Raw genomic sequence first — 13261 nt, 5'->3', positions numbered from 1 at the left:
TGTAACTATTTAGCAGCCGCCTGCGGAGGGATTTTTCACCACGAAGACACTAAGGCACAAAGACACGAAGAGGCAACATTTTTGCGCTTAATGTCTTTGTGCCTTAGTGTCTTAGTGGTATAAAATAAAAAACCTCCGCAGGCGGCTGCTAAATAGTTACGAAAAATTTGAAAATCAGTCCCAAGACTATACAAATACCGATGGTACGCAACATGTCCCATTTCAAACGAAAAGAAAAAAACAAGGCAGCCAAAGTAATGATCACCGCCCCCCACTCAACGGTATTCCACACCGGAGCAGGAATGTGCAATGGCCCTGCACTCACTTCATTTACCTGAGCGAATAAAGTATGCAAACTGAACCAAATCCCCAGGTTCAAAATCACCCCCACTACCGCCGCAGTTATGCCCGAAAGTGCGGTGCTCAGTGATTTGTTGCCTCGCAGGTATTCGATGTAGGGCGCTCCTGTAAATATGAACAAGAAGGAAGGCAAATAAGTTACCCAGGTGACCAACACCGAGGCGAGTACCCCAGCCAAAATCGGATCGAGGCTACCTGCATTGCGAAAAGCGCCCATAAAACCGACAAATTGCACTACCTGAATGAGTGGACCCGGCGTAGTTTCGGCCATACCCAGCCCATCCAACATTTCGCCGGGTTGTAACCAGGCATAAGTTTCTACCGCCTTCTGGGAGATGTAGGCCAATACCGAGTACGCGCCCCCAAAGGTGACGATAGCGGATTGGCTAAAAAACAGTGCTTCCTTGGTGAACACGTTTTCGCTCCCCAAAATCAAAAACAAGGCTACAACCGGAACCAACCACATGGCCAGCCAAAACAGAGCCACCCCCAGCGTTTTGACCAAAGTAGGCCGTTCTGCCTGGATGTAGGAGTCGATCAAACCCATTTCGCTATTTTTTACGTCGGCGTGGCCTTTGATCACGTAGAATTTTTCTTCCCAGATTTTCCCTCCGAAATAGCCCAGCAGTCCCGCTGCCAAAACAATGTAGGGAAAGGAGATTTTGAAGAAAAAGATGGCAATGAAGGCCAAAACGGCAATGCCCACCATGACCTCGTTTTTGAGTGCCCGTTTGCCAATTTTGATGACTGCACCCACCACCACCGCCAGCACGGCAGGTTTGATGCCGTAAAAAATGCCCTGAACAAAGGTCAGGTCTTTCCACAACGCGTACAAAATGCTCAAAACCAGAATAGACAAAAAACCTGGCAATACAAATAAGCCCCCAGCTAACAAGCCACCCCGGGTTTTGTGCATCAACCAGCCAATGTAAGTAGCCAATTGCTGCGCTTCGGGGCCGGGTAATAGCATACAATAATTGAGGGCATGCAGGAAGCGGTTTTCTCCGAGCCATTTTTTGTCTTCTACGATGTATTTGTGCATCACCGCGATTTGTCCGGCGGGGCCGCCGAAGCTGTACATCGCCACTTTGAGCCAGACTTGGAAGGCTTCGCGAAAGGAAGGATAAGCCATTTTTACCTGCAAGATAAGCAAGCTGCACTCAGGAAGAATAGAACAAATTTAATCACTAGCATCCGTTTTACCTTTTTGCAGTAATTTTCGATAAACAGAGGGCTGCACGCCCAAATGTTTTTTAAAAATGCGGTTGAAATGGCTCTGATCGGAAAAGCCGGTGATATAGGCAATTTCGGTCAAGGACATGCCCGTCGTTTCCAGCAGTTGCACCGCTTTTTCGATGCGCAACTTGCGGATGTACTCACCAAAAGAAAGGTTGTCAAAATACTTGGAAAAAGCCCTTGACACGTAGGCTGGGTGTAGGTCCAGTTCCTGCGAAATGTCTTTTAAACTCAAACTGAAATTGGTGTCCACATAGTCCTGAATGGTTTCTTTGAGCTCCTTAGCCCAGGCGGGAATGCGCTGCTTTGTTGCCGATTTTTCACTAATGTACTTTTCCACCATTTGCAGCAAGAGTTGTTCTACCGGGTCGCCCGTATGTTTTTCATGCTGGAGGTATTTGACCCAGGTATACAGGGCGTCGTACAACAGCATGCCAACTTCCAGGAGTTGGTGGTCATCCTGGATATTGTAGGCCAAGCCGGCCGAAATAGCCCATAGTCCTGCCGCCTGCGGAGCCAGCGCAAAATGGTCGGTATCGGCAGCCCGCACAATGACGGCCAGTTGCTGCAAAGCGGGGTCGCTTAACTGGTGTTTTTTCAGGATGTAATCGAAGGTACACAACTCGCCTTCGTGCGAATATTCCACGTTGGGGATATCGAAAGGGATCGCATTCAATTCCTCCGCTTTAACAAGCACTTCAGCTTCGGGCACGTAGATGAATACTGCCTCTGCGTCCACAAAGTTTTTAATCAGCCAGGGGCAGGCAATGCGGTCGATTTTCGGGCGTTCGCGGGTGATCCATTTCATGACTGTAATTTGGATACGAAGGTAAAATTACCCGTCCATTTTCCGGTCAGTCTGGATTTATTTTACTTTCACCTGCCCCAAATTAGAAGGCATGCACTCAATCGTTTTTTTTAGGGGTTTCGGCTTCCACCTCACTCGCTTCACTGAGTGCAATCGCAATTGCCTGTTTGCGATCGGTGACGATGGTATCACTTTTCCCCGAGTGAAGTTCACCTTCTTTAAATTCATGCATGACTTCTGCAATCTTTTCTTTAGCAGGAGAAAGTGCCTTTGGAGCTGCTGCTTTTTTTGCCTTTTTCATAAATTGTTATTTGGTTACCAGTTATTCAATGTTTAGCCAGGTTTAGTTCACGCTCATTGAGCGCAACAATCACTTCATTCCTTCTGCCAAAGATTTGATAGGGTGGGTTGTATCCCAGGAAGCGAAAATTTCCATGGTGAGATAGGCCTGCCTCCTTTAAGGACTCCTGGAGGATTGCGATGTGCTTGTTTATCCTGTCAGTAGAAGCAAAACCGCCAAATTTCACTGCAGCAACAAATTCGGGTTCTGATGCCCTAATGGCTATGCTGCTGTCGTTGGGTTTTGGTAAATCATCCTGGTTATAGCCTGAGGGGAGCACAAATGCCATGGTGGAAGTGGTGTCGTTAATGTCCATGTGTACTGGCGAGGTCATGGCTATTTGTTTCTTTTCATCATTTCCTCCGAAAATATACTTTGCCAATTTTCCAAATCCTGAGCTCCCCAAGTCGCGGTAAGACTTTGAGGTAGACGAAATCATGGCCATCATTGCCACCGGGTAGTATCGAATTTCAAAATTTTTCTCAACACGAATTACCTGGTAGGCCTGAGTTTCTGTTTTATGAGTAGACATGGTGGTGTAAATTTGAAATAGCACAAACAATGAAATGAGGATGCTTGCTGTGATCAGAAAAATTTTCATGGCTTATTGAATTTGAAGCACCTCTGGCGTTGTGAAATTGGGGTAATCGGTATAGCCATTTTTGTCCGCAGTGTAGAATAACTCCGTTTTAAGGTCTTGCGATAATTCCTCATTGTTTTCCAATCGTTCTACCAAATCAGGGTTATTGATAAATGGTCGGCCGAATCCTACCAGGTCACACAAACCACTTTCAATAGCTGCTTCTGCACTTTCTTTGTCAAAACCACCGCAAATAATCAGGGTGTTTTTGAAGTTTGTACGAATCAGTTCTTTTATTTCTATCGGCACAGTAGGGGCACCCATTGAAGAATGGTCAACAAGGTGAATATAATTATTGAGTTCTTTTGAGAGGTAGTCGTAAGTTGAATCAATTTCAGGATAATTTGGCATGTCACTCGCAACACCATAGGGCGATAAGCGAATGCCCGTTTTCTCTTTGCCAATAGCAGCTGCGACAGCGCTTGCCACTTCTAGTACAAAGCGGCAACGATTTTCAATGCTGCCAGCATACTTATCGGTGCGCACATTGCTGACAGGCGATAAAAATTCTTCCAGCAAATACCCGTTGGCACCGTGCAGTTCAACGCCATCAAATCCTGCTTCAATGGCATTCTTTGCGGCGGCCACATACTCGGCTTGGGTCGCTACAATATCTTCTGTAGTCATTGCTTTAGGAATGGGGTAGTCCTGCAATCCTTTGGCATCGGTCCACATTTGTCCAGTTGCTGCTTTGGCAGAAGGTGCTACTATTTCCGTACCCTGTGGCATATTCAGCATGTGGCTTATTCTTCCCGTGTGCATCAATTGAATAACAATCTTGCCACCGCTTTTATGTACCGCTGCGGTTACCTTCTTCCAACCGAGTATCTGCGCTTCGCTAAAAATACCCGGAATACGAGCATAGCCCAAGCCATTTACCGAAGGGGATGTACCTTCGGTGATGATTAAACCAGCCGTAGCACGTTGTTGGTAATAAAGTGCCATTGAGTCATTGGGGATGTTTCCAATGGCCCGGCATCGGGTCATTGGAGCCATGACAATGCGATTTTTCAATGCTAGCGCGCCAACCTTTGTAGAGGCAAATAATTTGTATGGGTTCATTTTGTTACTATTTTTTTGTTCATTTTGACCAGGTAGGGATACTTTTTTGATTTGGTGACTCGTCAGTATTCTGGATCATAACTACTGATTTGTACAAAATTTCTTGTGCAATAAAATTAGGGGCTTTGCTACCCAAAAGTGTTACACAACTTCATTGGTCAGTTACATGATTCACGCATTTATTTAAAAAGCCCGGCAAACGTTCCATTCGTCTGCCGGGCTTCACTTAATTTATAGGAAGTTGTCTTAAAAAAAGAACGTCGCACTCACCTTCGCAAAAAACGGCGTCCCCGGCGTATAATGCAATTCCGATACCGAATTCGGCTCATTGAACAAGCGACTTTCCGTATCAAACTGCGCCTCATTCCAGTCTACATTCAGGATGTTTTCGAATGACAAACCGAACTCCGCTTTGCGGGCGGTGTAAGTGAGGCCGCCATCCAGCAGTGTGTATCCCAAGGCCGTTACGGTATTGTTTTCGTTGGCCGGACGATCGGCAACATGACGGTAGCGGATACTGCCGTTCAAGCCTTTCGCAAATTTGGTGGTAAGGCCGCCAATGCTGGTGAAGGTAGGTGCCAATGGAATGAAGTTCTCACCTTCGGCCGCTTCCCGGCTACGCGGCCGGGTGTAGTTCATGTCCAGGTCTACAAACAACCACTTCGTTGCCTGGTACCGCGCCGATAGATCAAGACCATAGCGGCGCGTTTTGCCCGAGGGTTCAACTACGGCCTCGTCGCCCACGTACACAAACTCCTGATCCAGGTCAAGAAACCAGGCTGCAACATTCAAGAACAGATTGGGGAGAGGTTTGACAAAAGCGCCAAAATCCACGCCGTAAGCTTTGGGCAGGATTTCAACCCCATTTTGAGGAACCACCACCCGCGCATCATTGGAATGAAAGCCAAGGCCCGACTTGAGGTAAACCTGCACACTCGGACTGGCATTGTAATAAAAATTCAACTTGGGGCTGACGGTATTGGCAGCTACCACAGGGTGGTCATACAGGCTGTCCAGCAAGTTGACGTAGCCAAAGCTGAACTGGTCAAAACGCAAGCCGGCATTGATTGTAAAGCGGTCACTCAGCTTCAATACTTCATCCACGTAGAGCGCCGCATTCAGCTGGTCAATATCCCCCAGTGCTGCATAACTAATGAGGGTATTGCGCCGGCGGGTATGGGCGAGGTCGGTTCCCTTGGTTTTGTCGTAGCGGATGTTTAAGCCCGCTTCTGTGCGTAAGGACATGCCACCAAGTTTACGTTCTGCGCTGTACGAAAGGTTGTAGCCAAAAATGTCCCGATCTTCAGTTTGGCGAATTTCGTCCCCATTGACCGGGTCATTGAGGAAAAAGGTAAAATTGGAGAAGAGTTGAAACTTGTTTTTGACGTAAAAAAACTGGTTACGCAATACATCGCCATTATCCAGGGTTTTGAGCAGTTGAATGTTCGCGTTGGTTCGACTGGTATTGCCCCCTTCGTTGTCGTCGATGGCACCAAAGCGGCTGATGAGGCCACTGCGCACCGCACGATCTGGAATCTGCCCCGATGCTTCCCAACGGCTGCTGAAAGTAGATAAAGAAACAGTAAGCACCTGATCTGAGCCAATCAAACCGTGGTATTTGCCCATCAGGTTGATGCGGTTGAAATTTTGGGGACTTTCAAAAGGCCCATTGCTGAAGGTAAGGTCGGAGCCGAAATAAGCATTTTGCTGGCTACCGGCATTTTTACCCAATAAATCCAAAAGTCCGACGGCCCGGTAGGTATCGAATCGCCCGGTTTCCAGTTTGATGGAACTGCGCGACAGGGCATTGCGGGTATTGAAATTGGCATAACCCGCAGTGGTGAAGTCGCCTTGTTGGGTATAGTATGGCCCTTTGTTAAAATCGACATTGTCGATCAGCTCGGGGATTAAAAAATGCAAATCAGCATAACCTTGCCCGTGGGCGTGGCTGACCATATTGACCGGCATGCCATCTACCGTAACCCGAATGTCGGTGCCGTGGTCAATGTCAAAGCCGCGCAAAAAAATTTGTTCAGCTTTGCCTCCACCCGCATGTTGGGCAGTGATGAGTCCGGGGATCATCCGCAGTACGTCCTGTGAGGAACGGGTGGGGCGCAATTCCAGGTCAATTTTGTTGATCAGGGTCATGGTTTTGCCCAGATCCCGCTGATTGTTTACCACGAATTCACTTAGGTCGAGCACCGTAGGCTCCAGGCGAATGTCCAGCGGTTCGCTGGTATTTGCCTGCACATTTTGGGTCAAAAAGCCCACAAAAGAAATGCTCAATTCGTATTGATCGCCGTCTAGGTCTTTGATGCTGAAGGCCCCCAATTCATTGGTGGTGGTACCCGTTTGTAGCGCCGGAATAAAAATGGTGGCGCCGGCGATGGCTTCTCCCGTTTGGGCATTGAGCACCCGCCCGATGATGTCGTGTGCACAAAGTAAACCGGTATGCAACAACAGGAGCAAACCCAATAGCATCGTTTTTGGGTAATATCGTTTTTTCATGATCAAAATAGCTTGGGCAAGCCAGGTACAGCACTTCTGTGCGGATGTACCTGCGCTAGAAAGTTAAAAAAGCAAGGTCCAGCCTGGTCCCTTCGCTGGGCAGGCAGACATGATGGATAAAGAAAAATGGGGAATACGCACACTATTGGACTCGGAGGACATGAATAGCCCCAGGCTTCAGCCTGGGGTCATGGAGAGCCCTCTTGTTTGGGCTTTAGCCAAAGCCTTAATTTTCAGAGTAGGGCTGAAGCCCAGATTTGATGGTCTTACGACCACCCCAGGCTGAAGCCAGGGGCTATTCATGTCCTTCGTGCCTGAAAAACAAAAATGTCCAGTAGTGTGATAAATCCTTAGGCGAGCTCTGGTGGTTGGAAAACTGCGTTCCCTACACCCAATGACCAAGAAAAAGAATAAAGTGGGATGGGAACTTGTTGAATACAACCTAATCTGCGCGTTTTGAAAACGATGGTCGGTGCAATTAAGTGCAGCGATAAAGTGAATTTATAGTCGGGTGATTCCGAAATGGCTGTGGTAGCTCCGTGATCCAGATTCAACAACTGGACGATTTCTTCTGCTACGTGAGTATGGTCTTCGTCGCCATGGTGCACGTGTTCCAGGTGATGATGGTGCCAAAAAAGGTGCGCAAGCGTATCCTTCAATACTGGCAGGAGCTCCACACAGGAGGCCGTAAGATAAACCAGTAAAAGAATCCAGATGCTTGCTTTTTTCATGTGTTATGGTACTGCACAAATATACGTAGCAAAGCATGGATTGGGATTTGGGATTCAGGATAATCTTTATATCATGAGCTCCATGCACTAGGTCGACGTTTTTTAGTGGTGCTAAAAAACTCCGTTCAGCGACCTTCTCTTTTATCAATCAACGGGGAACAGGCTCGTGTACCATTTCGTTGGCCATAGGCGGAAGGTTGGAAAACCCCTATGTCCCTGATGCCGTTTAGCCAACCTGACAAATTGATAAAAGTGCGCCAAACGGAATTTTTTAGAACAATCTTTTAAAAGATTTGGGGCTGTTTTATTTTAAGGGCTTATTTTTTTGTAATCATTTTCATTCCGTGCATGTCCTGCATGTTTTTCATCACATTTGGATTTTCTTGCATAGACTCCATCATCATTTTGCACATGGCCTGGTCCTCGTTGCACATCGCCATTGATTTATTCATCATCATTTTGAACACGGAGGAATCCTCCTTGCCCATTTCCATCATTTTGTCCATTAGATCTGACCGAATCTGGTCGTTGTTTTTGGCAGTCATTAAAACATTGGTAAGCATGGCCTCAGGGTGCTTGGTCTGCATGGAATACATCACTTCCGAGCGGTAAGAATCATTGTCCATTAATTCGGTGATGATTTTTGCGCGGGAAGAATTGCTGCTGAGATCCAGGGGCGCCGCAGTATCGCATTGGCTAAGCAAAATCAAGGCTGCAAAAGCGATGAAGAACGAGCTTGTCTTTTTCATTTTTTGTGTTTGAATTCGAAAAGAATTTTCCGCACAATAAAATTACGCTGCTATCCACTCAAAAGCATTACACAAGTTCAACACAAAGTTGTAAAATTCACTGATTTATCAGCGCTAAGCACGAACTGCCAGCCTGGGCCTTTTGGCACCAAACTGACAGTTGCAATGAATCAAGCGGCAATGACTTCTTTTACCTCAAATCCGGCCTCCACGACCAGGGCTCTTACTTCCTCCACAGAAATATCCCCTTTTACGGTCAGGATTTTGTCGGGACTGGTAGTATCCACTTCCCAGGATTCTACCCCTTCCTCATCTTGAATAAAGGGGGTAAATTGGGCCACACAGCCCATACACTTGATGTTGGTTTTAAACTTCTTTTCTTCCATTGGAAAAAGGTTTTGGTTGAAAAAATCATAATTTCAGTCGTTTCAGCCTCAGACTATTGGTGACTACTGATACCGAGCTAAGCGCCATGGCCAGACCCGCCAACATTGGATTGAGTAAAAACCCGGTGGCTGGATACAAAATCCCGGCAGCAATCGGAATCCCGATCAGGTTGTAAATGAAGGCCCAAAAAAGGTTCTGGCGAATGGTCCGCACCGTGCGTTTTGACAAGTGAAACACCTGTGGCAATGCACTTAAATCGGAGCGCATCAGGGTGATAGACGCCACATCCATGGCAATATCCGTCCCCTTGGCCATGGCGATGCTGATGTCCGCTTGCGCGAGGGCAGGCGAGTCATTGATGCCATCGCCAACCATGGCTACAATTTTGCCTTCTGCCTGTAATTTTTGTACAAATCCCGCCTTGTCGTTGGGCATCACCTCGGCTTGATAGTGCGCGATACCTGCGAGCTGGGCGATTGCCGCAGCGGTTTGTGGATTATCACCAGTGAGCATGTAGACCTCAATGCCTTGTGCCTGTAGTTGTGCTACCGCAGCGGACGATTTGGGCTTGATGGGGTCGGCCATGGCCACTACCGCCAGAATGCCTGCATCGGCACCAGCGAAAAAAATGACCGTATAGGCCTTTTCCCGCCAAAGTTCCGCCATTGTTTTGATCTCGGTTGAAAGGACAATGCCGCGACCTTCGGTCATTTTTTCATGGCCCACCCAGTATTGCTGACCTTGATAAGTCGCTTCTACACCTTGGCCGGTAATGCTTTCAAATTTGTCCAGTGGCAGTTTTTCCGAAACCCCCTCTTGCTCCAATTTTCGCAGGATGGCATCGGCCAGTGGGTGCTCCGATTGGTTTTCAATGGAAAAAAGCAAGGCCTGGTGTAGCGGATTTTGACTGACCCAATGCCAGGCCAAAACCTCCGGCTTGCCTTCGGTGATGGTACCCGTTTTGTCCAGCACTACGGCATTGACCCGGTGGGCAATTTCCAAACTTTCCGCGTCCTTGATCAGGATATGGTTCTCGGCACCTTTACCCACACCGACTGTAATTGCAGTTGGCGTGGCGAGTCCCAAGGCGCAAGGGCAAGCAATGACCAGTACCGTAACAAAGGCCAACAGTGCGTAGGTAAAGGCATTTTCTCCGCCAAAAATCATCCAGAGCCCGAAGCTCAGCAGGGCAATACCAATGACCGCAGGCACAAAAATACCCGCAATTTTATCCACCAGTCGTTGAACCGGAGCTTTGCTGCCCTGGGCTTCCTGAACGGTTTGAATGATTTGGGCCAAAAGGGTTTGGCTACCTACTTTTTCTGCCCGAAACTGTAAACTGCCTTTTTGATTCAAAGTGCCCGCAAATACCCGATCCGAAGTTTGTTTTTCAATGGGCAGCGGCTCGCCATTGAGCATACTTTCGTCCACAAAGGAGCTGCCTTGAATGACTACACCGTCTACAGCAATTTTTTCGCCGGGGCGCACCAGCACGACATCGTCGATTTGCACCTCAGCAATGGGAATGGTCTTTTCCGCCCCATCGCGGATAATGCGGATGGTTTTGGGTTGGAGCCCGATCAATTTTTTAATCGCGGAGGAGGTTTGGCCTTTGGCTTTTTCCTCCAGCAGTTTCCCCAGAAGGATGAAGGCAATGATCACTACTGCAGCTTCAAAATACACGTGTGGATGTAAGCCCCTTTGGTGCCAATAAGCTGGATAAATCGTATTGAAGGTGCTAAAAATGAAGGCGACTCCAGTACTCATGGCTACCAGGGTATCCATATTGGCTTTGCCATGTTGGGCCTGCCGCCAGGCGTTGCGGAAAAAGTCCTGGCCAAAAAAGATCAATACAGGTAAAGAAAGGCCCAGCATGATCCAGTTGGCATAGGGCATGTTCATAAAAAACATCCCGATGATCACCGTTGGCAAGGCAAGGATCATGGCACCGATGGTCTTGCGTTGCAATTTTTGGAACTGAATTTCCTGGATTTCAGCCTGCTGCTCGGTGGCGTTTTCTTCCTGAATGATCAAATCATAGCCAAAGGATTGCACGGCCTTTTGCATTTCCGGCAAAGTGATGACTTCCTGATTGTAGTTTATTTGAACGGTTTGGGATGCGAAATTGACCTCCGCACTTGAAATACCCGGCAGGCTGCGCAGCACAGACTCGATGCTCCCCGCACAAGCCGCACAACTCATGCCCAGTACGGGTAGGTTGGTTTTAGCGACGATTGTGCTATTCTTGGTGGGTGATTGCGTGATGGTTGACATAGTGAATATTGGTTTTGACTCTACAAAGTTCACTACATCTACAAGCAGAAGCGTTATACAATTTTGGGAGAATTGTACATGATTATGGGTTTCAGAAAGGCTTAATACCTTCCCTAAAGGATCACAAAGAAAAATTAGCACAAAGGACACAAAGGCAGCACAAAGGACACAAAGACCGTCAACGTCTAACTTTGTGTCCTTTGTGCTGCCTTTGTGTCCTTTGTGCTTAAAAATTGTGTCGCTTTGGGTTTAAGCGGAAATCCGAGATGACCTCCCGCCTAAAACACCGTTCCCCTTACTGATTCAAATACATCATTTTCACCTCGTACACCCCATTGATCACCACCTTCGTGCTCTCTTCAAGGCCTTTCAAGATAAGCGTACGGGTGCCGTCATCCTCGCCGGTTTGCACATAAGCCAATTCAAACTCTTCAGGCCCATGTTTGAGAAAAACGGCGGTTTTTCCATTGATTTCGGTAAGGGCTGAGTTGGGTACAGTCACCTGGCGGCTGCTTTGTTGATTGAGCGCCTTCAGGGTAACAAACTCGCCGATTTTGAACTCACCCTGGGGATTGTCCAACTCAAAAATCACCCGTTGACTTTGGTTGCCCGGATTCATCGTCTGGGCGGGTGAAAGCAGGCGTACTTTGGCCGTTTTGTGGTCGTCGGTTGCGCAAAAAACCTGGAAGGAATTGCTGGCCTCGATCAGCGGAACGTCGCGGTCGTATACCTGTGCTTCAACGTACACCTTGTTCAGGTTGGTGACGCTGAACAGGGTTTGCCCGGCCACTACTTCGGCACCAGAAGTAAGGGTAAAAGCCCCCACCACACCCGAAATTGGAGCAACCAGCGCCACAGTACGCGAGTTGGCCGAGGTATTGGCCCCCACTGCCCTACTCTCCAGGGTTTGTAGTTCGGCCTGAGCAGCATTGTAAGCAGATTCTGCGGCTTGTACATCCCGTCCGGCAGCAATGTCTTCGATCTTTTTCAATCGCTTGTATTCACGCTTGGTGGCAGCAAGTCGGGTTTTGGCACTTTCGATTTGTACGGCCAAGCCGGAATTGTTGGCAGCGATCCCCACCTGGTCGGCGGTAGTGATGTTTTGCTGCAGGATCGCTAGGGTTTGCCCGGCGCGTACGGTTTGCCCTACAGCGGCATTGAGGCGGATGATGCGGCCGGATTGAGGGGCCACAACGGTGCCCAAACCACCCGATGCTGGAATAATGGTGCCATACATGGTGGTCGCCGACTGGTAATCTCCGATGGCAATCGCCTGGGTGGTGATTTCAAATAAAAACTGGGTTTCTTTGGGTGTGTACACCGATTTGCCATAGCTACTGCCGCCCGATTTAGGGCCATGCTCTTCATCGCCGTGGGCAAAAACGGGGTTTATCCCTGGAGTTGAAAACCAGGCGCTGGCCAAAAGCAGGAGCATGGTCAACACTCGCTTGCGGCGACTGATCAGCCAAACGACCAGCCCACCAATGAGCGCGCCACCCCCAAACCACCACAATACCCCGACGAAAGGGGAAGTGGTGCTGGCAATTTCGGCAGCAGCAACCAGTTTTTTGCCCACCTGAATCCCTTGCACCCCAATGAGGTCAGCACCATTGGAGTGGCTGATCTGAAAATTGAGGGTATAGGTTTTGTGCTCAGGAAAGCTACCGTGTAGTTCGTACACCCCTGGCGCAATTTGTTCTGCTTCAAAAACAAGCTTGGGGTCTTCTAAAGTGCTGATCTTAAATTTGGCCTGATCGATCGGGCGATTGCTCTGGTAATCGGCCAGGTATAGGGTCAGGTGCACGTCTTTTTTTGCTTCCAGCTCGGGGTAATACAGCGTCAACTCATAACGCTCTGATTGCCCATACACAGTAAAATGATCCTTGGCAATGCCTGGGTCGTTTGGGATTTCATCGCCGTAGGCAGTAAGCACTTGAGGCGATAGCGCAAGGCCAAAAAACAAGGAGAAAATTCGGATGAAAAGATTGGACAAATTCATGGCCATTGTTTTTTTTATGGAAAATGGTGATCGTCATAATGCTGGACGTTTTGCTCGGAGGACATCAATAGCCCCTGGCTTTAGCCTGGGGTCATGGAAACGCCCTCTCGATCGGGCTTTAGCCCAAGCCTTAATTTCAAACGAGGGCTAAAGCCCAAATCGGAAGG

General features: G+C 48.2%; 11 protein-coding genes. All 11 read right to left on the bottom strand.

The genetic code is table 11. From position 1 onward, the window contains the following. Positions 1-148 precede the first annotated feature (148 nt). The gene (chrA, locus tag ACO08K_RS18580) at positions 149-1492 is read right to left on the bottom strand and encodes a chromate efflux transporter (protein ID WP_421797912.1); all 1344 of its coding nucleotides are present in this window, start codon (positions 1490-1492) and stop codon (positions 149-151) included. A 48-nt stretch (positions 1493-1540) separates the two neighbouring features. After that, positions 1541-2404 carry a chromate resistance protein ChrB domain-containing protein gene (locus ACO08K_RS18575; protein ID WP_421797911.1) on the bottom strand — a complete coding sequence of 288 codons (864 nt, stop codon included), beginning with the start codon at positions 2402-2404 and terminating at the stop codon, positions 1541-1543. Between the two features lie 97 nt (positions 2405-2501). Then, complete coding sequence (locus ACO08K_RS18570; RefSeq protein WP_421797910.1) at positions 2502-2705, bottom strand: DUF6496 domain-containing protein; 204 nt, start codon at positions 2703-2705, stop codon at positions 2502-2504. Positions 2706-2730: 25 nt separating this feature from the next. Then, a complete protein-coding gene (locus ACO08K_RS18565; protein WP_421797909.1) occupies positions 2731-3345 on the bottom strand; it encodes an SOUL family heme-binding protein in 615 nt (204 codons plus the stop codon). A gap of 3 nt (positions 3346-3348) precedes the next feature. Then, positions 3349-4446: an alkene reductase gene (locus tag ACO08K_RS18560; protein ID WP_421797908.1), complete on the bottom strand. Its 1098-nt coding sequence runs from the start codon at positions 4444-4446 to the stop codon at positions 3349-3351. A 246-nt stretch (positions 4447-4692) separates the two neighbouring features. Further along, positions 4693-6954 carry a TonB-dependent receptor gene (locus ACO08K_RS18555; RefSeq protein ID WP_421797907.1) on the bottom strand — a complete coding sequence of 754 codons (2262 nt, stop codon included), beginning with the start codon at positions 6952-6954 and terminating at the stop codon, positions 4693-4695. 350 nt (positions 6955-7304) lie between these two features. Further along, complete coding sequence (locus tag ACO08K_RS18550) at positions 7305-7685, bottom strand: hypothetical protein (RefSeq protein WP_421797906.1); 381 nt, start codon at positions 7683-7685, stop codon at positions 7305-7307. Positions 7686-8002: 317 nt separating this feature from the next. Further along, entirely contained in the window at positions 8003-8434 is a 432-nt protein-coding gene (locus ACO08K_RS18545) for a hypothetical protein (protein ID WP_421797905.1), read from the bottom strand. Between the two features lie 170 nt (positions 8435-8604). Then, the gene (locus ACO08K_RS18540) at positions 8605-8820 is read right to left on the bottom strand and encodes a heavy-metal-associated domain-containing protein (RefSeq protein WP_421797904.1); all 216 of its coding nucleotides are present in this window, start codon (positions 8818-8820) and stop codon (positions 8605-8607) included. 25 nt (positions 8821-8845) lie between these two features. Continuing rightward, positions 8846-11095 (bottom strand): heavy metal translocating P-type ATPase, encoded by a 2250-nt coding sequence (locus ACO08K_RS18535; RefSeq protein WP_421797903.1) that lies wholly within the window; start codon positions 11093-11095, stop codon positions 8846-8848. A 295-nt stretch (positions 11096-11390) separates the two neighbouring features. Then, complete coding sequence (locus ACO08K_RS18530; RefSeq protein WP_421797902.1) at positions 11391-13094, bottom strand: efflux RND transporter periplasmic adaptor subunit; 1704 nt, start codon at positions 13092-13094, stop codon at positions 11391-11393. Between the last annotated feature and the right edge of the window lie 167 nt (positions 13095-13261).

It is taken from the genome of Haliscomenobacter sp. (genome assembly GCF_965225875.1).
In the GTDB taxonomy this organism is placed as follows: Bacteria; Bacteroidota; Bacteroidia; order Chitinophagales; family Saprospiraceae; genus Haliscomenobacter.
This window is presented reverse-complemented; position numbering and strand designations above follow the sequence as displayed.

Excerpts from the sequence above, each read along its gene's own strand:
- chrA (WP_421797912.1), bottom strand. The coding sequence starts at position 1,492 with ATGGCTTATCCTTCCTTTCGCGAAGCCTTCCAAGTCTGGCTCAAAGTG.
- ACO08K_RS18575 (WP_421797911.1), bottom strand. The coding sequence starts at position 2,404 with ATGAAATGGATCACCCGCGAACGCCCGAAAATCGACCGCATTGCCTGC.
- ACO08K_RS18570 (WP_421797910.1), bottom strand. The coding sequence starts at position 2,705 with ATGAAAAAGGCAAAAAAAGCAGCAGCTCCAAAGGCACTTTCTCCTGCT.
- ACO08K_RS18565 (WP_421797909.1), bottom strand. The coding sequence starts at position 3,345 with ATGAAAATTTTTCTGATCACAGCAAGCATCCTCATTTCATTGTTTGTG.
- ACO08K_RS18560 (WP_421797908.1), bottom strand. The coding sequence starts at position 4,446 with ATGAACCCATACAAATTATTTGCCTCTACAAAGGTTGGCGCGCTAGCA.
- ACO08K_RS18555 (WP_421797907.1), bottom strand. The coding sequence starts at position 6,954 with ATGAAAAAACGATATTACCCAAAAACGATGCTATTGGGTTTGCTCCTG.
- ACO08K_RS18550 (WP_421797906.1), bottom strand. The coding sequence starts at position 7,685 with ATGAAAAAAGCAAGCATCTGGATTCTTTTACTGGTTTATCTTACGGCC.
- ACO08K_RS18545 (WP_421797905.1), bottom strand. The coding sequence starts at position 8,434 with ATGAAAAAGACAAGCTCGTTCTTCATCGCTTTTGCAGCCTTGATTTTG.
- ACO08K_RS18540 (WP_421797904.1), bottom strand. The coding sequence starts at position 8,820 with ATGGAAGAAAAGAAGTTTAAAACCAACATCAAGTGTATGGGCTGTGTG.
- ACO08K_RS18535 (WP_421797903.1), bottom strand. The coding sequence starts at position 11,095 with ATGTCAACCATCACGCAATCACCCACCAAGAATAGCACAATCGTCGCT.
- ACO08K_RS18530 (WP_421797902.1), bottom strand. The coding sequence starts at position 13,094 with ATGAATTTGTCCAATCTTTTCATCCGAATTTTCTCCTTGTTTTTTGGC.